This is a genomic window from Vreelandella nanhaiensis, assembly GCF_003990185.1.
Taxonomy (GTDB): domain Bacteria; phylum Pseudomonadota; class Gammaproteobacteria; order Pseudomonadales; family Halomonadaceae; genus Vreelandella; species Vreelandella nanhaiensis.
On record NZ_RZHF01000029.1, the window covers coordinates 19,955 to 39,738 of the forward strand.

General features: G+C 55.0%; 19 protein-coding genes. 5 read left to right on the forward strand and 14 right to left on the reverse strand.

What is annotated here, in order from left to right; translation table 11 throughout:
* Positions 1–146: 146 nt before the first annotated feature.
* On the reverse strand, positions 147–683 hold the full coding sequence (locus ELY38_RS18115; RefSeq protein ID WP_246009189.1) for a SprT family zinc-dependent metalloprotease: 537 nt from the start codon (positions 681–683) through the stop codon (positions 147–149).
* A gap of 88 nt (positions 684–771) precedes the next feature.
* Here ELY38_RS18115 and ELY38_RS18120 point away from each other — a divergent pair, with 88 nt between their 5' ends.
* Positions 772–1,437, forward strand: a complete 666-nt coding sequence (locus ELY38_RS18120; protein WP_127063565.1) for a YecA/YgfB family protein — start codon at positions 772–774, stop codon at positions 1,435–1,437.
* 26 nt (positions 1,438–1,463) lie between these two features.
* On the opposite strand, the gene ELY38_RS18125 is transcribed toward ELY38_RS18120, so the two are convergent.
* The 7 genes from ELY38_RS18125 to ampD all read right to left on the reverse strand — a co-directional run bounded on the left by ELY38_RS18125 (position 1,464) and on the right by ampD (position 10,839).
* A complete protein-coding gene (locus tag ELY38_RS18125; protein WP_127063566.1) occupies positions 1,464–2,591 on the reverse strand; it encodes a phospholipase D-like domain-containing protein in 1,128 nt (375 codons plus the stop codon).
* A 48-nt stretch (positions 2,592–2,639) separates the two neighbouring features.
* Positions 2,640–3,347, reverse strand: a complete 708-nt coding sequence (locus ELY38_RS18130; RefSeq protein ID WP_127063567.1) for a class I SAM-dependent methyltransferase — start codon at positions 3,345–3,347, stop codon at positions 2,640–2,642.
* Positions 3,344–4,042, reverse strand: a complete 699-nt coding sequence (tsaB, locus tag ELY38_RS18135) for a tRNA (adenosine(37)-N6)-threonylcarbamoyltransferase complex dimerization subunit type 1 TsaB (RefSeq protein ID WP_127063568.1) — start codon at positions 4,040–4,042, stop codon at positions 3,344–3,346. The genes ELY38_RS18130 and tsaB overlap by 4 nt, the downstream gene beginning before the upstream one ends.
* A gap of 107 nt (positions 4,043–4,149) precedes the next feature.
* Positions 4,150–4,803, reverse strand: coding sequence for an adenylate kinase (gene adk, locus ELY38_RS18140; RefSeq protein ID WP_127063569.1), 654 nt, complete (start codon positions 4,801–4,803; stop codon positions 4,150–4,152).
* Between the two features lie 253 nt (positions 4,804–5,056).
* Positions 5,057–7,135, reverse strand: a complete 2,079-nt coding sequence (gene aceF / locus ELY38_RS18145) for a pyruvate dehydrogenase complex dihydrolipoyllysine-residue acetyltransferase (RefSeq protein WP_127063570.1) — start codon at positions 7,133–7,135, stop codon at positions 5,057–5,059.
* 59 nt (positions 7,136–7,194) lie between these two features.
* Positions 7,195–9,867: a pyruvate dehydrogenase (acetyl-transferring), homodimeric type gene (aceE, locus tag ELY38_RS18150; RefSeq protein ID WP_127063571.1), complete on the reverse strand. Its 2,673-nt coding sequence runs from the start codon at positions 9,865–9,867 to the stop codon at positions 7,195–7,197.
* A 384-nt stretch (positions 9,868–10,251) separates the two neighbouring features.
* A complete protein-coding gene (gene ampD, locus ELY38_RS18155) occupies positions 10,252–10,839 on the reverse strand; it encodes a 1,6-anhydro-N-acetylmuramyl-L-alanine amidase AmpD (RefSeq protein ID WP_422822350.1) in 588 nt (195 codons plus the stop codon).
* A 92-nt stretch (positions 10,840–10,931) separates the two neighbouring features.
* Between ampD and nadC the strand changes: the two genes are divergently transcribed.
* A complete protein-coding gene (nadC, locus tag ELY38_RS18160; protein ID WP_127063572.1) occupies positions 10,932–11,786 on the forward strand; it encodes a carboxylating nicotinate-nucleotide diphosphorylase in 855 nt (284 codons plus the stop codon).
* A 13-nt stretch (positions 11,787–11,799) separates the two neighbouring features.
* Here nadC and ELY38_RS18165 read toward each other — a convergent pair whose 3' ends face one another.
* A complete protein-coding gene (locus tag ELY38_RS18165) occupies positions 11,800–12,330 on the reverse strand; it encodes a GNAT family N-acetyltransferase (RefSeq protein ID WP_127063573.1) in 531 nt (176 codons plus the stop codon).
* A gap of 168 nt (positions 12,331–12,498) precedes the next feature.
* On the opposite strand from ELY38_RS18165, the gene tsaA reads away from it, so the two are divergent.
* Positions 12,499–13,257 (forward strand): tRNA (N6-threonylcarbamoyladenosine(37)-N6)-methyltransferase TrmO, encoded by a 759-nt coding sequence (gene tsaA, locus ELY38_RS18170; RefSeq protein ID WP_127063574.1) that lies wholly within the window; start codon positions 12,499–12,501, stop codon positions 13,255–13,257.
* On the opposite strand, the gene purC is transcribed toward tsaA, so the two are convergent.
* The 3 genes from purC to dapA all read right to left on the reverse strand — a co-directional run bounded on the left by purC (position 13,241) and on the right by dapA (position 15,934).
* The gene (purC, locus tag ELY38_RS18175; RefSeq protein ID WP_127063575.1) at positions 13,241–13,957 is read right to left on the reverse strand and encodes a phosphoribosylaminoimidazolesuccinocarboxamide synthase; all 717 of its coding nucleotides are present in this window, start codon (positions 13,955–13,957) and stop codon (positions 13,241–13,243) included. The genes tsaA and purC overlap by 17 nt on opposite strands.
* 29 nt (positions 13,958–13,986) lie before the next feature.
* Positions 13,987–14,955, reverse strand: coding sequence for an outer membrane protein assembly factor BamC (locus tag ELY38_RS18180; RefSeq protein WP_127063576.1), 969 nt, complete (start codon positions 14,953–14,955; stop codon positions 13,987–13,989).
* A gap of 94 nt (positions 14,956–15,049) precedes the next feature.
* On the reverse strand, positions 15,050–15,934 hold the full coding sequence (gene dapA / locus ELY38_RS18185; protein WP_127063577.1) for a 4-hydroxy-tetrahydrodipicolinate synthase: 885 nt from the start codon (positions 15,932–15,934) through the stop codon (positions 15,050–15,052).
* Positions 15,935–16,186: 252 nt separating this feature from the next.
* Here dapA and ELY38_RS18190 point away from each other — a divergent pair, with 252 nt between their 5' ends.
* Positions 16,187–16,663: a peroxiredoxin gene (locus ELY38_RS18190; protein WP_127063578.1), complete on the forward strand. Its 477-nt coding sequence runs from the start codon at positions 16,187–16,189 to the stop codon at positions 16,661–16,663.
* A gap of 139 nt (positions 16,664–16,802) precedes the next feature.
* Here the strand turns inward: ELY38_RS18190 and ELY38_RS18195 are convergent, their stop codons facing one another.
* Both ELY38_RS18195 and ELY38_RS18200 read right to left on the reverse strand, forming a co-directional pair.
* Positions 16,803–17,900, reverse strand: a complete 1,098-nt coding sequence (locus ELY38_RS18195; RefSeq protein WP_127063579.1) for an AI-2E family transporter — start codon at positions 17,898–17,900, stop codon at positions 16,803–16,805.
* Complete coding sequence (locus tag ELY38_RS18200) at positions 17,897–18,160, reverse strand: sulfurtransferase TusA family protein (protein WP_127063580.1); 264 nt, start codon at positions 18,158–18,160, stop codon at positions 17,897–17,899. Before ELY38_RS18200 ends, ELY38_RS18195 begins: the two co-directional genes overlap by 4 nt.
* Positions 18,161–18,311: 151 nt before the next feature.
* On the opposite strand from ELY38_RS18200, the gene ELY38_RS18205 reads away from it, so the two are divergent.
* The gene (locus ELY38_RS18205; protein ID WP_127063581.1) at positions 18,312–19,772 is read left to right on the forward strand and encodes a M48 family metalloprotease; all 1,461 of its coding nucleotides are present in this window, start codon (positions 18,312–18,314) and stop codon (positions 19,770–19,772) included.
* Positions 19,773–19,784: the final 12 nt, after the last annotated feature.

Below are 19,784 nucleotides of genomic sequence, written 5' to 3' on the forward strand. Positions count from 1 at the left end.
GAAATGTAGTCGGTATTTGTTCTGGCACGCCGACACCACTAAATATTCCTCTAGCATAAACCTCCCTTAGGCGCCTTCATCTTAGACATTGGTATTAAGAATTTTTAATTTAAAAACAGCAACCTAGAGTTAGTTTACGATTCTCTTCAGGCAGTATAGACCAACGTCTGCTGACAATGGCGGCAGCGATAGCGGCGCCCCTTCACGACCAGGGCATGGCGTCTGCCCGTTAGCTGGTGGGTACGACAGCTACACCGATAGCTATAAGGCGCTGGCTGGGCTTTTTGAATATCAAAGCGGTGGGTCACAAGGGGAGCTACCCCAAACAGGTTGCGCATGACAGACTGCCATTCGTGTCCATGGGGTTTCAAGCGCTGCCCACCTTGGAGGTGAAAGACTAGCCAGTGAGCCATTTCATGGGGAATAACCTCATCGAAAAAAGCGGTGCGGTTATCATTCAGCAAAATAGGGTTAAAGCGCAACCCGCCCCGTCCGAGATGAGCCTGGCCAGCCGAGGCCCCTTTCAGATCAAACCACACACGAGGGCACGGCAGCTGTGGATAAACTTCCAGGCAGCGCTGCCACGCCTGCTCGACCCGACTTAATGCTGCTTTTTGCAGCGCCTCTACCGAAAGTGCAGCCAGCTCATTAACTGGCCAGGAGGGCAGCGGCGATACGCCCATTGGTGATCCCCCTATTAGTGATAAACTGGTCATTAATGAATGCCTGAACATTGTTACCTATTAAACTACTAAATTCATGAGGCTTGCCATGGCAGAACGCCCCCACGACGCAGCGCCCGAGACCGCCCCACCACAGCCGCTGCTTACCGACGAGCAGCTTGATCGGCTGGATGATTTCCTCGACTCCGACCAGGTGGACGAGGATGCGCTAGACCTGATCTCCGCCCACGGCTTTCTGGTGGCGTTGGCGGTAGCCCCCAGCGAGGTGCCGCCTGCCCAGTGGCTTACCGAGCTGTTTCAAGGCGAGCCACGCTATAAAGATGACAGCGAGCGCGACGAGATCGTCACTCTGCTGACGTTACTGCGCGATAACGCGATGGCGGTATTAGAACAAGGCGGCCTACCCGAGCTGCCCTTTGAGCTGACCCTTGATGGCTTGCCCGCTGAAGAAACGCCAATTGGCGATTGGTGCGCGGGCTTTATGGAGGGCGTGTTCAGTGACGAAAGCGCCTGGTTCCAGGACGATGAAGAAGCCGCTGCAACGCTGCTGTTACCTTTCATGCTACTTTCAGGGCTATTTGATGATGAGCCCGACATGGCCGAGATGGCCAGCGACACCGAGCGTCAGGAAGGGCTGGTTGCACAGCTTCCTGAGCTGGTGCTGGACCTATATTTGCACTACCGCGTTCCGCCGGAAACGCCCAAGCCCAAACCGCGCAAGAAAACGCCTGCCAAGGGTCGCAAGCGCCGCTAGGTGACTAGCTGTCTTACGTGGTTTTTTTACTTAAGCCGGGTAATCACCGAGTCCAGCGTACCAAATACCCATTCAAAAATACGCTGTGTCCAAGGGCGTTCGGCCCACTCTTCGGCCAGCACTTCCTTGCTGGCCGAAAAATTGCGCTCAAACATCGCCTGTACATCGCAGGCCAAGCGTTCATCCATCGCTTCCTGATTGGCTTCCAGGTTCCAGTGAAGATTCCAGTGATCGAAATTGCACGAGCCAATGCTCACCCAGTCATCCGCCAGCACGAACTTGGCGTGAATAAAGGTGGGCTGGAACTCATAGATACGTACGCCTGCTTTGAGCATTGACTGATAGAAACGTTGCCCGGCATAGCGCACGCTGGGGTGATCATGCTTGGAGCCGGGAAGCAGCAGCCGTACATCCACACCACGCCTGGCAGCACGGATCAAACGGCGCCGCAGGGTGAACGTAGGCACAAAGTAAGGCGTGCATAACCATAGGCGCTGTTGAACGCTACCCACCTGCTGGTAAAGCGAGTGGCGAATCGCCTGATACCGATATCCCCTGCCATGCATTGCCCGCCCTGTCGCCCCATCCGCGAACACCATCGCCTTGCGCTGTTTGGGAAGCGGCTCAGGGCCGCGCTTATCGTCTGCCCGCGCCAGCCGCGAGCGCCATAGACGGCGAAAGAGCGTTTCCCAGTCGGCAACTACTGGGCCTTCGATACGTACCGCAATCTCATACCAGGCTTCCAGAAACTCATCGACTGCGCCAAAACCACCGGTAAAGGCAATCTCTCCATCAATCACCAGAATCTTGCGATGATCGCGACTCAGGTTACGCGCCAGTGAGTGCAGCCCTAACGGATTAAAAAAACGCAGCGCGACGCCGGCCTTCAAAAGCCGCTCTCGATCTTTCCTTGCAAGCCCCATGGACCCGAAGCCATCAAGCAGCACATAGACGCCTACCCCGCGCCGGGCGGCTTTATCAAGCGCCTCAATAAACTGGTCAGCAAGCTTCCCCGACTCCATCAGGTAAAGCTCTACCAGCACATAGTGGCTGGCATGATTGATGGCTTCGAGCATAGCGGGCAGGAAGCGTGACGCCTCGGGCAGCAGGGTAAACCGGTTTCCCTTGTGCCATGTCAGAGGCTGATACCTCATAGTCCTGCTCCTTGTTGCATGAATCATTCTTCAGCGATGTATTTCGACCTAACGATGCAACGACTGTTTGACATAAAGATCATAGCGGCTGGTTTTGCCTTCCAGCACATGCTGAGGCGCTGGTCCTGCGACAGGAGGAGCCTTGCGCGGGCGCTTTACCACTACCCGGTGCGTGGCGATGTCCAGGGCAGCTTCCAGCAGCCGTGGCGCATCATCGTCATCGCCGGCCAGTTCACGAAACAGGCGCATCTCTTTTTTAACCAACGCCGATTTTTCCCGATGCGGGAACATCGGATCCAGGTGAATGACCTGAGGATCAAACGCTGCCTCTGCGATCAGTGCTTCCAGCGACTGGGCCGAATCGCCATGGCGTAACGTCATTCGGGCGATGATACCGGCGATTTCGGCTTCTTTTGCCCCACGTCTTAAGCCATCGTCAAGCAGAGCGGCAATGGCCTCGACACGCTCGATTAGCAGCACCCGAGCGCCTAGGCCTGCCAGTACAAAGGCATCCCGGCCAAGCCCGGCGGTTGCATCCACGATACATGGCGTAACGCCTTTAGCCAGCCCGCACGCCTTAGCCACCAATTGGCCACGCCCGCCGCCAAACTGACGACGATGCGCCGCCTTGCCTACAGCAAAATCAACACTTAACGGCTTACCGTAGCGTTTTTCATCCCCGGCCAGTACCAACTGGCCATCTTGCATGACAAGTGCCAATCCTGAAGGTAACTCAACCGTATGAGACAAGCTCATACCGGCTTTTTCCAAGCCACGTCATTGCGTAAGTAAACCGGCTGCGCCTGATGGGCGGCCAGACCCAACCCAGCGGCGAAATCGTCCGCAGCAAGCCAGGCCATCTCTTCAGCACGCGGCTCAAGATTATCCAGATGCTGAGACATGCGTACCTGCACAGTGGGCGCAAAACGCTCCCATAGGGTAAAACCCGAGCCTACGCCCACCCAATCGATTTCATCTTCCGGTAGATGGAACGCTTCGGGGGCCAGTACGGCTTCAGCACGCTTAAGACTTACACTGTCGCTCAGGCAGTGCCAGGTAGCCCCATATATCTCCCCCATGCGCGCATCAAGCGCAGTGACGATATGGCGAAAATGAAAGCGTCGATGAGCCTGAAGGGCCAGCGCCTTGAGCGTTGAAATACCCAGTAGCGGACAATCGAGACCAAATGCCAGCCCCTGCGCCGCACCTGCCGCAATACGCAGGCCGGTGAACGACCCAGGGCCCTGCCCAAACGCGATGGCATCGAGTGTAGCAGGTGTAATCTGCGCATCAGCCAGCAGTTCATCCACCATGGGCATCAGCCGCCGGGTATGGGCGCGCGGCGTCACCTCATGACGTGCCAGGCATTCACTAGTGCCACCATCCTGACGTAGCAGCGCAACAGAGCAGGCGCTGGATGAGGCGTCTAGCGCAAGAAGATGTAACGACATAGCAATTCAGCACTCATGATAAGTATCCAGCCATTATACCTTTAGCGTACCGATACGACGATGGCCCGCTAAAGGCGGGCCATCGGTTTGCACTACATCAAGGTATCTTAGCTAAGCGCTTCCTTAACCTGACGGGTAATTTCATTAACGCTGCCTACGCCTTCAACGCGGTGGTATTGCGGCGCGGCGGCGGGGTCATTGTTTGCCCACTGCTGGTAGTAATTCACCAGAGGCGCCGTTTGATCATGATAGACCGCCAGGCGATTACGCACGGTTGACTCCTGGTCATCCTCACGTTGAATCAGCTGCTCACCGGTCACATCATCTTTACCCGGCTCTTTCGGCGGGTTGTGATCAACGTGGTATACGCGACCAGAGGCTGGGTGAACGCGACGCCCTGCCAGACGGTTCACGATCTCTTCATCCGGCACGGCGATTTCAAGCACATGGTCAATCTTCACGCCGCCTTCCTTCATGGCATCCGCCTGAGGAATGGTGCGTGGGAAACCGTCAAACAGGAACCCGTTTTCACAGTCAGGTTGGCTAATGCGCTCTTTCACCAAATCGATAATGATCTCGTCGGACACCAGGCCGCCGCTATTCATAATCTCTTTAACTTTAAGCCCCAGCTCGGTGCCGTCTTTAATCGCCGCGCGCAGCATATCCCCGGTGGAAATCTGGGGAATTTTGAACTGCTCACAAATATATTGAGCCTGAGTCCCCTTCCCCGCGCCGGGGGCACCCAACAGGATTAAACGCATGGCACTGCTCCTTGAATGAAAAAAAATGCGACACAATGAATTAACTGACAATAACCGGGCCACTCAGGCGGCACAACTCCCCAAAAGCCTGAGAAACATGTTTTTCTGAATTTTTTTTAAATAAAACAGCTAAATGACGTAAACCTTGCACCATGGCTACTATTTTTATTCTCTAAACGCACGCGGCGCCCATAATGGGCGCCGCGCGATAGACCGTATCACTTGCTACTAACTGATTACTGCTGACTCATCATTACAGCAGCAAGCGGCGGATATCGGTCAGTACATCAGCCAGGAAGGCAGTAAAGCGTGCCGCATCGGCACCGTTGATCGCTCGGTGATCATAAGAGAGCGACAGCGGCATCATCAGACGCGGCTGGAAGGCACTGCCATCCCAGACAGGCTTCATCTGAGCTTTGGAAACACCCAAAATAGCCACTTCCGGCGCATTGACGATCGGTGTGAACGCCGTGCCACCAATCGAGCCCAGACTCGAAATAGTGAAACAGCCACCGGTCATTTCTTCACGCTTGAGCTTCTTGGTTTGTGCCTTCTTGCCCAGCTCCGCCATTTCCTTGGCAATCTCGATCAAGGATTTCTTGTCGGCGTTACGCAGTACCGGCACCATCAGACCATCCGGTGTATCAACGGCGATACCGATATGAACATAATTTTTCCATACCAGGGTTTCGCCATCGCCCTTCAGGCTGACATTGAACTGCGGGAACTTACGCAGTGCAAAGGCACAGGCCTTCACCAGGAAGGGAAGCGGGGTCAGTTTGGCACCCTGAGCTTCTGCTTCTGCCTTCATCGACTTACGGAAGTTTTCAAGCTCGGTGATATCCGCCTCGTCAAACTGGGTAACGTGCGGCACGTTAAGCCAGCTACGATGCAGATTGGTCGCGCCCATCTTGAGCAGGCGGCCCATCGGCTTTTCTTCCACTTCACCAAACTGGCTGAAGTCAACTTCCGGAATCGGCGGTATACCAGCACCACTGCTGGCCGTTGCTGCACCACCGGTGGCTTGCGCTTTACCCTGATTGGCAATGACCTGTTTCACATAGGCCTGCACGTCCTCTTTAAGCACGCGCTCCTTAGGGCCGCTCGGTTTTACCAAACCAAGGTCAACACCAAGCTCGCGGGCCAGCATACGTACCGCAGGGCCTGCGTGTACCAGTTTGCCGTCACGTGGCTTGTGGGCCGCCATTTGTGCTTCTGGGCTTGGCATGCCGCCGGTCGCCGTTGATTTATCCTGCTTGGCAGCGCTCTTGTCCGCCGTTTTCTCAGAAGCTTTTTGAGAAGCCTCTTTCTTCGGCGCTGGCTTGGAGGCGGCTTTCTTCGCGCCAGCCACTTCGATGTAGCCGATTACATCGCCTTCAGAAACGGTATCACCCTCTTTAACGCTTAGCTCAACGAGCTTGCCTTTATAGGGGCTGGGCACGTCCATGGAGGCCTTGTCGGACTCAAGCGTGATCAACGGATCTTCTTCGTTGATCTCATCACCTACCGCGACGCCAATTTCAATAATCGGTACGTCTGTAGAGCCCGAGATATCCGGAACGCGAATTTCCTTGCGTTCTGGTTCAGCACTTTCAGATTCAGAGCTCTCAGTTTCTCCAGTACTGTTACCTTCTTCATTGGCGGTGTCTACGGCCGCTTCAAGGTCGTCAGATACTTTTGGATCTTCGGTACGTGGCGGCGCGTCAGCAGCTTCGCTGTCGCCTTCACCCTCTTCGCCGGCAATTTCCATCTGGCCGATGACGTCGCCTTCGGAAACCGTATCGCCTTCTTTGACCGTAAAGGATACGATCTTGCCAGCGTGTGGGCTCGGCACATCCATGGAAGCCTTATCTGACTCCAGGGTGATCAACGTATCTTCAGCATCGACGGTATCGCCTTCGCTTACTGCGACTTCGATGATTTCTACGTTATCCGAGCCGCCGAGGTCAGGCACCTTGATATCAACGGTCTGCTTGCCACCGCTGGATTTCTTGGCACTCTTTTGCGCAGTCTTGGGCTTCTCTTCGACCGCGGGGGCTTCTTCCTGCTTGGGTTCAGACGCTTGTTGCTCGTCTTCACCGGCATCGCCACCACCTTCAACTTCCAGCTCAACGATATCGTCACCTTCAGAAACGGTATCGCCTTCTTTTACCAACACTTTAATGACCTTACCGCCTTTCGGGGCAGGAATGTCCATGCTGGCTTTATCAGATTCCAGCGTGATCAGGGTGTCTTCCGCTGCAATGACGTCGCCTTCCGACACCGCGATCTCGATGATTTCGACACCTTCGCTTCCGCCGATGTCGGGCACTTTGATGATTTCGCTACTCAAGGTCGCGCTCCTTTCAAATCGGATCGAGCCGGCAGGTACTTAACCTGCCGGGCAGCGGTTTAGCTGGTCAGCGGATTCGGCTTGTTAGCGTCAATGCCATATTTGTTCATGGCTTCGCCAACCTGCTTACGTTCAATCTCACCACGCTCAGCCAGCGCACGCAGAGCGGCGACGGTGACGAAGTAACGATCTACCTCGAAGAAGTAACGCAGCTTCTTACGCGTGTCCGAACGGCCATAGCCATCAGTACCCAGAACAGTATAGTCGCTTGGCACCCAGGCACGTACCTGATCCGCATAGAGCTTCATGTAGTCAGTCGAGGCAATCACCGGGCCGTCGCGACCTTCCAGACATTTCGTGACGTGCGGTTTGCTGGCCTCGGCGTCCGGGTTCAAGAAGGACTCACGCTCGAGCAGCAGCGCTTCACGGCGCAGCTCGTTAAAGCTGGTTACGCTCCAGATGTCAGCACCAATACCCCAGTCTTTTTCAAGAAGCTCAGCCGCGGCTTCTACTTCACGCAGAATGGTGCCAGAGCCCATCAGCTGAACGCGGCCTTTATCGCCCTTCGTTTCGCGCAGCAGGTACATACCCTTGACGATATCGTCAACCGGTACATTCTCAAGCTCCGGATGCTCATAATTCTCGTTCATGACAGTCAGGTAGTAGAAGCAGTTCTCTTTATCAGCGAACATGCGCTTCAAACCATCCTGAACGATGACGGCGACTTCGTGACCGTAGGTGGGGTCATAGCTACGGCAGTTGGGAATGGTGGACGCTTGGATTAGGCTGTGGCCATCTTGGTGCTGCAAGCCTTCACCATTAAGCGTGGTACGCCCAGCGGTACCGCCCACCATGAAGCCACGCGCCTGCAGGTCACCTGCGGCCCAGGCCAGATCACCGATACGCTGGAAGCCGAACATCGAGTAGTAGATATAAAACGGCAGCAGCGTAAGGTGGTTATTGCTGTAGGACGTTGCCGCCGCAATCCACGCTGACATCGCGCCCGCTTCAGTAATACCTTCTTCAAGGACCTGGCCTTTCTGGTCCTCGCGGTAGTACATGATCTGGCCTTTATCCATCGGCTCATACTTCTGGCCTTCGGCGGTATAAATGCCCAGCTGACGGAACATACCCTCCATACCGAAAGTACGTGCTTCATCAGGAATAATCGGCACGACCTGCTTGCCAAGCTTTTTATCTTTTACCAAGCCATTGAGTATCCGCACAAACGACATGGTAGTGGATATTTCACGGCCTTTAGAGCCCGCCATTTGCGTGGCAAAGGTCTTATCTTCAAGCGAGGGAATTTCCAGCGCTTCGAAATCACTTTTACGGCTGGGCAGGTAGCCGTTCAGGCGCTCGCGCTGAAGATGCATGTACTTGAGCTCGGGAGAATCGTCTTCCGGCTTGTAGTAAGGCACTTCCTTGAGCTGCTCATCAGTAAGCGGAATACCGAAGCGGTCGCGGAATTTCTTCAGCGCTTCGTACTCCATGCTTTTCACCTGGTGCGCTTCGTTGGCTGCTTCGCCATCGCCGCTGCCCATACCGTAACCTTTCACGGTATGCGCCAGGATAACCGTCGGCTTACCGTTAGAGGAATTGACGGCTTCATGATAGGCAGCGTAAACCTTGAACGGGTCGTGGCCACCGCGGTTGAGCTTCCAGATATCCTCATCGGAAAGGTCTTTAACCATTTCTTCGGTTTCAGGATACTTACCAAAAAAGTGCTCACGGGTATAAGAGCCACCGTTAGCCTTGTAGTTCTGGTACTCACCGTCGACCGCTTCGTCCATGCGTTTTTGCAGGAAGCCTTTCTTATCCTTCTCGAATAGCGGATCCCAGTGACGGCCCCAGACAACCTTGATGACGTTCCAGCCAGCACCACGGAAAACGCCTTCGAACTCATCCATGACGCGCGAGTTACCGCGTACCGGACCGTCCAGACGCTGCAAGTTGCAGTTGATGACGAAGATCAGGTTATCCAGGTTCTCACGGCCTGCCAGGGAGATGGCGCCTAGGGACTCCGGCTCATCACACTCACCATCGCCCATGAAGCACCAGATCTTACGATCATACATGTCCTTCATTTCGCGATGATGCAGATACTTCATCACGTGGGCCTGATAGATCGCCTGGATTGGGCCAAGGCCCATGGAAACGGTCGGGAACTGCCAGTAATCCGGCATCAGCCAAGGGTGCGGGTAAGATGACAAACCGTCGCCATCCACTTCTTGACGGAACTTGTCCATCTGTTCTTCAGACAAACGGCCTTCCAGGAAGGAACGCGCATAAATACCCGGCGCCACGTGCCCCTGGATGTAGATCAAATCTCCGGCGAAGTCACCTTTAGGCGCGCGGAAGAAGTGGTTAAAGCCCACATCGTACAGGGTTGCCGATGACATGAAACTGGCAATGTGGCCGCCAAGCCCGGGGTTGGCCCGGTTATTACGAATAACCTGGGCAATCGCGTTGTAGCGAATCAAAGAGCGGATACGACGCTCCATGAACAGATCGCCAGGCATCGGGGCTTCACGATGAAGTGGAATCGTGTTGCGATGCGGGGTTGTCACCGAGAAGGGTACCTTCATACCGTCACGGCGTAAGCGATCCGCCAGGCGGGTCATCAGGTAACGGGCGCGATCTTCGCCCTCACGATCCAGTACCGATTCCAGGGATTCCAGCCACTCCGTGGTTTCGATCGGATCGAGATCTTCTCTTGTCTCCAGACTCATAGAGGTCTCTCCGAATGACGATAAATGACATGAGCCCCGCCAACCCAGTTGGGCTTGGGGCGGCTGCGATGATTGGTGGCCACCGCAGAAATGCATTTGCGCGGTAACGCTAATGGTATTTTTATCCCTACATTCAATGAGCTACAGCAACCTGAATGTAGTAAAGCTACACAAATGTCGTAAAAGTTAGCCTTTTGTATATAGGAAGATACCGCAAAGTCGTCACGCTGCCAATTCCAGAGCTACGGAAAAGACTATCGAAAACAAACTATTGCACCGCAACATTAGCGATTTATGGGTGTCTTCCTTATTCTCTGAAAAAACGATCACTGTAAATAAACTACCGTTTTATTTACTTATTGATTAATCACTTAACACACAGCTTTAAAGCGCATCAAGGTCACTTGCGCTCAATAATTGATGAAAATAAGCCCAATCAAACGCTGGCCCAGGGTCCGTTTTACGCAGCGGCGCGACATGGGCATGGCTGGTAATTCGTGAAACGTTAAGCGCTGAATAGCGGTTTTTTAGCCATATCACGACCTCCACCAGCATATGATACTGAGCCCTGGTAAACGGCGTAGTGTCGTCACCTTCAAGCTCAACGCCTAGCGAAAAATCGTTGAGCGCCTGACGCCACTCCATTCGCTGCTTATCCCACCACCTTGAGCGTCCCGCGTGCCAGGCGCGCTGATCTGTATCAACAAATTGCACGCATTCACCATCGCGCCGAATCAAAAAGTGTGCAGAAACGCGAAGGTGCGCAATAGTGGCAAAATAAGGGTGCTCATCCGCGACGAGCTGATTGGTAAATAACGCTTCAATAGCCGGGCCGCTAAACTGGCCCGGCGGTAGGCTGATTGCGTGCAGCACCAGCAAGGACACTTCGTCCGCAGGCCGCGGGTCACAGTTAGGTGATGCCACCTTTCGCGCCTGCTTATACCATCCGTCTGGCTTCCCGTTATCAATCACGCGCGAGGTCTCCTTTCGGTTGGCACGTACTTTCACTCTCTCTTTTACTATAATGCCGGTCACACTTGACGATGCCCAGAGAACTCACTGCTATGAATGATCAGAATGCGCTTGCTGAAGAGATCCGCCTCTGCGCTGCTCGCCTGCTGGCTGAAGACGTAGGCAGTGGCGATATTACCGCTCAGCTAATCCCCGAAAACCAGTGGGCAACGGCCAAGATTATTACCCGCGAAGCCTCTGTGCTCTGCGGCGCAGCCTGGGCTGAGGAAATTTTTCGTCAACTAAACGAGCGCGTCACGCTCCGTTGGCAGGCAGCTGACGGTGATCGGCTGGATGCTGGACAGTGTTTTCTTGAAATTGAAGGCCCTGCACGCAGCCTGCTGACCGGTGAGCGCGCTGCGCTGAACATGTTGCAAACGCTATCGGCGACCGCCACCACAACGCGTGCTTATGTGGACTTGATTGCAGGCACCGGAGCACGTTTACTGGATACCCGGAAAACGCTGCCCGGCATGCGTCTGGCGCAAAAATATGCAGTTACCTGCGGTGGTGGCCATAATCATCGTATCGGTCTGTGGGACGCGTTCTTAATCAAGGAAAACCATATTGCAGCCTGTGGCGGCATTCAGGCGGCCATCACCCAAGCGCGGGCGCTTGCACCTGCTTTACCGGTTGAGGTTGAAGTTGAAACCTTTGAAGAGCTGGATCAGGCGCTTGCCGCCGGCGCCGACATCATCATGCTGGACAACTTTGCCTTGGAAGACCTGCACGTCGCCGTTGAGCTAAACGGCGGCCGAGCTACGCTTGAAGCATCGGGTAACGTGGACGCCACTACGCTAAAAGCCATTGCCGATACCGGGGTTGACTGTATTTCCAGCGGCGCACTCACCAAAGATATTAAATCAATTGATCTTTCCATGCGCATTACCCAGACGTTCAACGTTTAACATTCAACCCAGGCTAGGTTTCAATGGCGCTTAGCCGCTTTTCCAGCCGGTAGCGCTTCAACGACTCACCGCTGCGCTCGACCCACTGCTCGCCCAGATTCTTCCATCCGCGGCGCAGCAGTCGGTCGAACAGCACCAGACTTGCTTCAATCTCTACCCGACCGACGCCTTGCTCCAGCAGTATTCGCTCGGCATGAATCAATAGCGTAGTGCCTATTCCGCGACCAGTGAGCGACGGCCAGACATACAGCGTTTCGATACGTCCTTTAGAAATATCCAGCTCAAGGAAGCCAACGCAACGTCCATCGCATACGGCTACTAGCGTTGTGTAAATTGCTTGTCGTGCTGCCCAGGCGCTGGCCTCACGGGGCAGCGCATTAGCCCAGGCACGCCGCTGGCTCAACTCATAGTGGCTAGCCGCGCCCTGCATGACCGCATGATAAAACACTTCGGCCTGGTCTGAGGCGTCGCGCGTTAGCGCCGCACGGTAAGTCACGCGGGCGGTAGGCGCTTTAGGCGCAGAAAGCTGCTCGGTGGTTGGCATGCATCACCTCTACGCTAATATCGAAAGGAAGGTTATGTGTGTTGCTTGGCGCATGGCGCCAGGCTGCTTTGCACTTAGCCTGTCTATACTTAACCTGTCTATACCTAGTCTGCTTTATACTTAGGTTGCTTTATACTAAGGGCACCTATCTCAGCATAAGGCAATATGATGCGCAACGCCCCCCAATGTGCGCCCTTTACATTAACGACCATTGGTTATGTTGAGAGCGACTACCCAGACAAGTTCGGCATTCCCCGTCAACCGGGGTTAGCGCCAGCAGCTGATGCCGTTCTTGCACTGGTACCTCCCTACAACGATCCGCTAACCGTGCGCGGCCTGGAAGATTTTAGCCACCTTTGGGTGTCGTTTATCTTCCACCAGAGCCCCGAGCGCTGGACACCTCTGGTACGCCCTCCCCGGCTTGGCGGCAATCGCAAAGTAGGTGTATTTGCCAGCCGCAGCACGCACCGCCCTAATCGGCTGGGGCTGTCGCTGGTGAAGCTTGCCGGTATTGAAACCCGGCACGGCGTGCGCTTGAAACTTGAAGGCTGCGATTTGGTAAGCGGCACGCCGGTGGTGGACATTAAACCCTACCTGCCCTGGGCAGAGGCGCATCCCGAGGCCCGTGCTGGCTTTGCCCCCCAAGTTCCTGACTTGCTGCCTATAAGCTTTAGCCAAAGCGCGCTGGACACGCTGGCCGCACGCGCCGACAGCGCCACGCTGCATGCGCTCATTACGCAGGTGCTCGGCCAGGACCCTCGCCCCGCCTATAAGCGCGGTGAAGAGAGTGAGCGTGTCTATGGCGTACGCCTACGCGATGTGGATGTGAAATTTTGCGCCTTACAAAACGACGAAGCCACCACGTTGAACGTGGTGGCTATCGACGTGGCCACGGAGGAATGCGCGCAGCTTAGGCCGGGAAAGTGATACCCAAACGGCGGCCAACTTCTTCATAGGCTTCGATCACGCCGCCCAGTCCTTGGCGGAAGCGGTCTTTATCCAGCTTCTCGCGAGTATTGGCATCCCACAGGCGGCAGCCATCCGGCGAAAACTCATCGCCCAGCACCACTTCGCCCTTGAACACGCCAAACTCAAGCTTGTAATCCACCAACAGCATATCGCCTTCGGCAAACAGCTGTTTTAGCACATGGTTGACCTTGAAGGTGAGTACCTTCATTTTGGCCAACTGCTCAGGTGTTGCCCAGCCAAAGGTTTCCGCCAGCGATTCGTTGATCATCGGATCGCCCTTTTCGTCGTTCTTCAAGAACAGCTCAAAGGTCGGCGGCGTCAGTGCAATGCCTTCTTCAACGCCCAGACGCTTCACCAGACCACCAGCCGCAATATTGCGTACCACGCACTCCACCGGGATCATCTGCATTTTTTTCACGAGGCTTTCGGTAGGCGAAAGCTGCTTTTCAAAATGCGTAGGGATTCCCGCTTCTTGCAAGCGCTCCATAATGAACGCGTTGAAGATGTTATTCACCATCCCTTTACGGGCAAGGGCTTCTTTCTTCTTGCCATCAAACGCGCTGGTGTCATCACGAAAATGCAGTACCAAAAGGTCCGGATCATCGGTGGTATATACAGATTTTGCCTTGCCGGCATAGAGTTCTTGGCGCTTTTCCATGAGAGCTCCGAAGGGGATCAAGTAACAGGTTAACGTAAATAGCCAGCCACACGTTCGATCAGCTCACGCTGATCATCGGGGGTAAACTTGCGCTCGCTGGCATTGACCGCACGCAGAATGGTCTGGTTACCATCAGGCTGCAGAACAAGGCGTATTTCTTGAGACATCTGACGTACGTCCGCACTGAAGATAATCTGTAGCGGATTGCGGTCACGCTCGGTGGCCGTCATGTAATCAACCAGAAACTCATGGTTCTCAGGGTTACTGGCCAGCAGGTTACGCTCGCCTTCCCGGGTAAAGTCCAGGGCCAGGTAGTGGCTCAGCTCGGCCCATACGCGGTCGACTGGCTGGGGGATAACAGCTTCCCACTCATCACCTTGCTGACGGATCTGCAGCGTTTGCTGCGTGTTAAGGCGCTGCGCGTTCCAGGAAGAAGTCACGCTCTGCGATGCGCTGCGAGCGCCCAAATACTCTTCAAGGGCGTCCAGGCAGTTCGTCACCGTCTGACCACCGCGCTCACAACGCACTTCACTGCTACCCGCCCGCATGGCGCTTTGCAGACGCAGATCAGCTTGAGAGGTGGCAATCAACCCTTGCGAGACATCGCTTTGCTGTATGCCGAGCTGGCGGCTACGGGCAAAGGCTTCCAATTGCGGCCAGACAGCGCCTGTATCGGCAGCGACAACTAGCCAGCTTTGGTTGCCTACCTGGCGGCGTTCAACGTATTCTGATTCCAAACCACTGCCAATCGCCAGTGACTGAGGCGGGCGTACTTCTGCCGCCTCCTTGATCCGCGCGCCCTGAACGGCCGCTTGAGGAACGGGCAAGGCATCCTGGTAGCGCTGAACATTGCGGGTCTCGGGTAGTACCAGAGGCGGCGCCGGAGCGGCTTCCGTGTAATCCAGGTTGCGGTCGTGATAATAACCATCGCGCGCGCACCCGGCCAGGGTGACAGCCGTTACGAGTGCCAGCGGTATCCATTTAAGCGCAGAGTTCATCAAGCCACCTTAACAGTCAACAAATCAGCTGCCCGGCAACGCCTTAGGGTGCGTCGGGCAGCACAAGGTATCGCGCCGGAGTAATGGAAGAGCGTTACTCCTCGATCACACCCGCCATTTGCATCGCTTCACTCACAGTGGCATGGTATTTTTCAGACAGCCACGTCAACGGCAAACGAATCCCCGCATCCATATAGCCCATGCGGTTAAGCGCCCATTTTACCGGAATGGGGTTCGACTCAACGCCTAGATTGGTATGTAGCGGCATTAAGCGGGTGTTGATTTGATGCGCTTTATCAGCATCGCCAGCAACAGCGGCCGCACACAGTTCATGCATCGCCTTCGGGGCAACGTTTGCAGTGACGGAAATATCGCCATGCCCACCCATTAGCATAAAATCGCAGGCGGTTGCATCATCACCGGAGTAGAGCATGAAATCGCTGCCTTTCAAGCGAGCAATTAGATCTTCTGCGCGCTCAAGGTTCCCGGTAGCATCTTTCAAGCCAATAATGTTGTCCACACCGGCCAGACGTACCACGGTTTCATTGTACAGATCAGAACAGGTACGGCCCGGTACGTTATACATGATGACCGGCAACTTGCTGCCTTCTGCCACGGCCTTGAAGTGCCGGTACAAGCCTTCCTGCGTCGGCTTGTTGTAATACGGGCACACTGACAAGCAGTAATCAGCACCTACTTCGCTGGCATAACGGGCAAGCTCCACAGCTTCTGAGGTGGCATTGGCACCTGTTCCGGCAATCACCGGTATTCGCCCGTTAACTTCCTCGACCACGCTTCTGATCACGTCAAAGTGCTCGGCAAATGACATGGTCGTTGGCTCGCCCGTGGTACCTGCGGCCACGATACCGTCAGTCCCGTTATCAAGGTGGAAATTTACCAGACGACGAAGCGCCTCCCAGTCGATCTCGCCATTGACTTTCATCGGCGTCGCCAGGGCGACGATGCTGCCTGTGATCATCCGTTTATTCCTCACCTGAAAAATTATGAAATCAAGCCCAACACGGGTAGTGAGACAAGGAGTCGAACTACTGACTAGAGCAGCAGTGTTATCGCCCTTTTGGGCTTACAGAGGGTAAATGGTACTCAGGCGATTCAAGCCTGTACAGCGCAAACCGCTGTGAGTTTGTGACGCATGCCTTTTGCACCTTTGACATACAGCCTCAGGTTGCGTGTAATCACCCCAATATATTGCCAACGATAAGGAGTTTCCATGAGCCTTGAAATAGGCCAACCTGTGGCTGATTTTTCTGCTAGCGCTACAGGTAATACCACCGTAACGTTATCGGAGCTACGCGGTAAACAGGTCGTTATCTACTTTTACCCTAAAGCCAGCACGCCGGGATGCACCACCGAAGGCGGCGACTTTCGTGACCGCAAATCCGCGTTTGACGCAGCCAATACCGTTATACTGGGTGTCTCCCGGGACGGTCTGCGTGCTCAGGAGAACTTCAAGGCCAAGCAGGGTTTCAACTTTGCGCTGATTTCAGACAAGGATGAAACGGTTTGTGCACACTTCGATGTGATCAAACTCAAAAAAATGTACGGTAAAGAGCATCTGGGGATTGAGCGCAGCACCTTCTTGATTGATGCAGACGGCAAACTGGCTAACGAATGGCGTGGCGTTAAAGTACCTGGCCATGTTGATGAAGTGCTGGCAGCGGCGCAAGCGCTCAACGCCAACCGCTAATCAATAACGCCCGCCCGGTTTCTAGCCGAGCGGGCGCAACGTCTGGTCACTAAGCCTACCTATTTATCTGTACTTACCTATCTATTCTCCCCAAAGAACGCAACAGCTCACCGCGCTACCCAGCCGCTTGTACGCGGTCTTATGAATCCACCCTGACAATGCCATTGGCCGTTTCCTGCCTGTGGATACCTCGCGGCCACGCATAGATAAGCGCCTTGAGTAGCGTTGCCAATGGAATAGCAAAAAACACGCCCCAAAAGCCCCAGATTCCGCCAAAGAATAGTACAGCTACGATAATGGAAACCGGGTGAATATTGTTGGTTTCGGAAAAGAGTATTGGGGAGAGCACGTTGCCATCCAGCGCTTGAATAACACCGTAAGCCACCAGCACGTAAAAGAACTGGTCGCTCAAGCCGAAATAGAAACCAGCCACTGCTGCCACGGGCAGGGTAGCGACCGCTGCACCGATAAAAGGCACCAGCACCGAAAACCCAACCAACACAGCCAGCAACGCCGTATAGGGGAGACCAAAGAAGGTAAAGGTAAAAAACGCGACGGTGCCCACGATCAGGATTTCGATGAATTTACCGCGAATATAGTTAGCGATCTGGTGATCCATCTCTTTCCAGATCCGCGTTAATAACGCGCGTTTCTGGGGCAGTAACGAAAGCGCGAAACCTACCAGCACCTCACGGTCTTTAAGCATGAAGAACACCAGGATAGGCACTAATACCAGGTAAATTATTAACGACATCACATTACCCAACGAAGCCAGGGATAGCGTTAGGGCGCGCTGGCCCAACTGACTAATCTCCCGGCTCGCCACGCCAATCCAGCTTTGCATTTGATCCGGCGTAATCAAGTTGGGATAGCGCGCCTGCATCTCATCCAGCCACAACTGGCCGCTGGCAAACATCCGAGGTGTTTCCTGAACAAGTCCAACCAACTGATTCCAGATAAGCGGCATCAAAATGAGCGCCAGGGTTAATAGCGCGCTGACAAATGCTAGAAAGATGATAATAACCGCCAGCAGATGCGGTACGCCGCGTCGTGTCAAAGCGCTCACAACGCCCTGCAATAGGAAGGCAACCACTAGCGCGGTAAAAAAAGGCGCCAACATGCGGCCAAACAAGATAATGGCGGCAAAACCGGCGATCAGTATCAGCAGTAGAACAAGCGCTTCTTCATCGGAGAAATAACGCTCAACCCAGCTTTTTAAAATCGTTCGCATGGTCATGAACGCATATCTCCCGCCTTGCGTATCCAGAAAACATACTCATCTTCGCGTTGCTCGCGAGCTTCCATAGTATGACCACTTTGATCCGTGAAGGAGCCCATATCTCGCCAGGATCCGGCATCGGTCGCGCGCACTTCCAGCAACTGCCCGGCAGCAAGCCCTGTGAGCGCCTGCTTGGCTTTCAGCAATGGCAACGGGCAGGGCAACCCACGTGCATCCAGCACGCCGTCAGGTTGAAGACCTGTTGATGGTTCAGACATACGTACTCCTAAAAATGCCTGCATGATCATCGCATTGTTGCATAAACTGTTTACTTTGCGATGCTCAATGACTACTTGATTTAACGGCACTTCACTGCATCATCAATGTCACAGGTTGATCGCTGCGCCTTACTTTATAAATGAGGATGCCATGCCGCACTTACGGACTGTTTACTCGCGCGGGCTTCGCGCGCTTGTCATTGCTTGCAGCCTTAGCGTATTAAGCCCGCTAAGCTACGCGCTCAATGACTACCACCTGCCCTCGCTTGGCGGTGCTGCGTCATCGGCTACCAGCGAAGAGTCTCGGTTAGGACGAGCCTGGCTACGCCAGTTCCGTGCGCAAGCGCCTCAATGGCAAGACCCTATTGTCAGCGACTATTTTGAAAACCTGGTGGCACGCTTGATGCCCTATAGCCAGCTAGGCGGCCTGCAGACCACGACCGTAATGGTGGATAATCGCTCCCTTAACGCCTTTGCGGTGCCTGGCGGCGTCATTGGCATCAATTCAGGGCTGTTTGCATTTGCCGAAGATGAAGGCGCGTTTGTGTCAGTTATCGCTCACGAGCTGGGCCACCTCTCTCAACGCCACTATGCACGAGGAAGTGCCCGCGCTGAACAGACGCAGCTACCTGCCATGGCCGCGATGCTGGCAGGTATGCTGGTAGCCGCTAGCGGTGGCGGCGATGCCGGCATAGCCGCCGCCATGGGCTCCCAGGCGGCGCTGATTCAGGACCAGCTCGCCTATTCACGGCGCTTTGAGCAAGAGGCTGACCGCATCGGCCTACAAGCCATGGCAGACGCCGGGTATGACCCGCAATCGATGGTACGCATGTTTGCCGCCATGCAGCGAATGGCCCGACTGCAGGGCGGCACGCCGCCCGAATTTCTGCTGACTCACCCCGTGTCTGATAGCCGTTTGAGTGACACCCAAGCACGCGCCTCGCAGCTAAGCGTAGCCAATGCGCGCACCAGCGATACACTTTATGACATGATGCGCGCTCGCGCGCTGCTGAGCATTTACAGCAGCTCACCGCAGCAAGCCGCCTCCCGGCTTTCCCAGGAAGGCGTCGAGGAGCCTGCAAGACGCTATCTGGATGCATTGATTGCTGCCCGCAACGGCCAAACCGACCGCGCCTTGCAAATAATTGACCAGCTAGCGACCGAGCTTCCCGATTACAGCATGCTGCCCGCCTCAGGAGCCAGCATTGCCCTGGATGCCCAGCGCTATGATGACGCTATTACCCGCAGTCAGCGTTTGCTGAGAATAATGCCCGGCTATTTACCCGCCCAGCTGACTCTGGCCGAAGCGCAGCTACAGCGAGACCCAGCCGCTGCCTACGCGCTTCTCAACGATATCACGTCACGCCACCCTGAGAACCCTCAGGGCTTCAACCTGCTTGCCGAGGCGGCAGGCCGGAGTGGGCATAATAGCTGGGGGCACTTGGCTCGCGCCGAGCACCTACAACTTACCGGACGAGTAGACCAGGGCATACGCCAGCTTTCGCTAGCGCGTGATGCCGCTGAACGGGATAACGATCAACAGGCGCTGGCACGCATTGAACAGCGCCGCGAGGCCTTTATTGAATACCGCGAGGCGTTAAGGGACTTTTAAGAGCACCCGCTC

Coding starts and splice junctions, on each gene's coding strand:
- tsaB (WP_127063568.1), bottom strand. CDS start 4,042: ATGTCGTTACATCTTCTTGCGCTAGACGCCTCATCCAGCGCCTGCTCT.
- ELY38_RS18115 (WP_246009189.1), bottom strand. CDS start 683: ATGGGCGTATCGCCGCTGCCCTCCTGGCCAGTTAATGAGCTGGCTGCA.
- adk (WP_127063569.1), bottom strand. CDS start 4,803: ATGCGTTTAATCCTGTTGGGTGCCCCCGGCGCGGGGAAGGGGACTCAG.
- ELY38_RS18165 (WP_127063573.1), bottom strand. CDS start 12,330: ATGCCAACCACCGAGCAGCTTTCTGCGCCTAAAGCGCCTACCGCCCGC.
- dapA (WP_127063577.1), bottom strand. CDS start 15,934: ATGATCACAGGCAGCATCGTCGCCCTGGCGACGCCGATGAAAGTCAAT.
- aceE (WP_127063571.1), bottom strand. CDS start 9,867: ATGAGTCTGGAGACAAGAGAAGATCTCGATCCGATCGAAACCACGGAG.
- ELY38_RS18120 (WP_127063565.1), top strand. CDS start 772: ATGGCAGAACGCCCCCACGACGCAGCGCCCGAGACCGCCCCACCACAG.
- purC (WP_127063575.1), bottom strand. CDS start 13,957: ATGGAAAAGCGCCAAGAACTCTATGCCGGCAAGGCAAAATCTGTATAT.
- nadC (WP_127063572.1), top strand. CDS start 10,932: ATGAATGATCAGAATGCGCTTGCTGAAGAGATCCGCCTCTGCGCTGCT.
- ELY38_RS18190 (WP_127063578.1), top strand. CDS start 16,187: ATGAGCCTTGAAATAGGCCAACCTGTGGCTGATTTTTCTGCTAGCGCT.
- ELY38_RS18205 (WP_127063581.1), top strand. CDS start 18,312: ATGCCGCACTTACGGACTGTTTACTCGCGCGGGCTTCGCGCGCTTGTC.
- ELY38_RS18180 (WP_127063576.1), bottom strand. CDS start 14,955: ATGAACTCTGCGCTTAAATGGATACCGCTGGCACTCGTAACGGCTGTC.
- ELY38_RS18125 (WP_127063566.1), bottom strand. CDS start 2,591: ATGAGGTATCAGCCTCTGACATGGCACAAGGGAAACCGGTTTACCCTG.
- ELY38_RS18200 (WP_127063580.1), bottom strand. CDS start 18,160: ATGTCTGAACCATCAACAGGTCTTCAACCTGACGGCGTGCTGGATGCA.
- ELY38_RS18195 (WP_127063579.1), bottom strand. CDS start 17,900: ATGACCATGCGAACGATTTTAAAAAGCTGGGTTGAGCGTTATTTCTCC.
- tsaA (WP_127063574.1), top strand. CDS start 12,499: ATGCGCAACGCCCCCCAATGTGCGCCCTTTACATTAACGACCATTGGT.
- ELY38_RS18130 (WP_127063567.1), bottom strand. CDS start 3,347: ATGAGCTTGTCTCATACGGTTGAGTTACCTTCAGGATTGGCACTTGTC.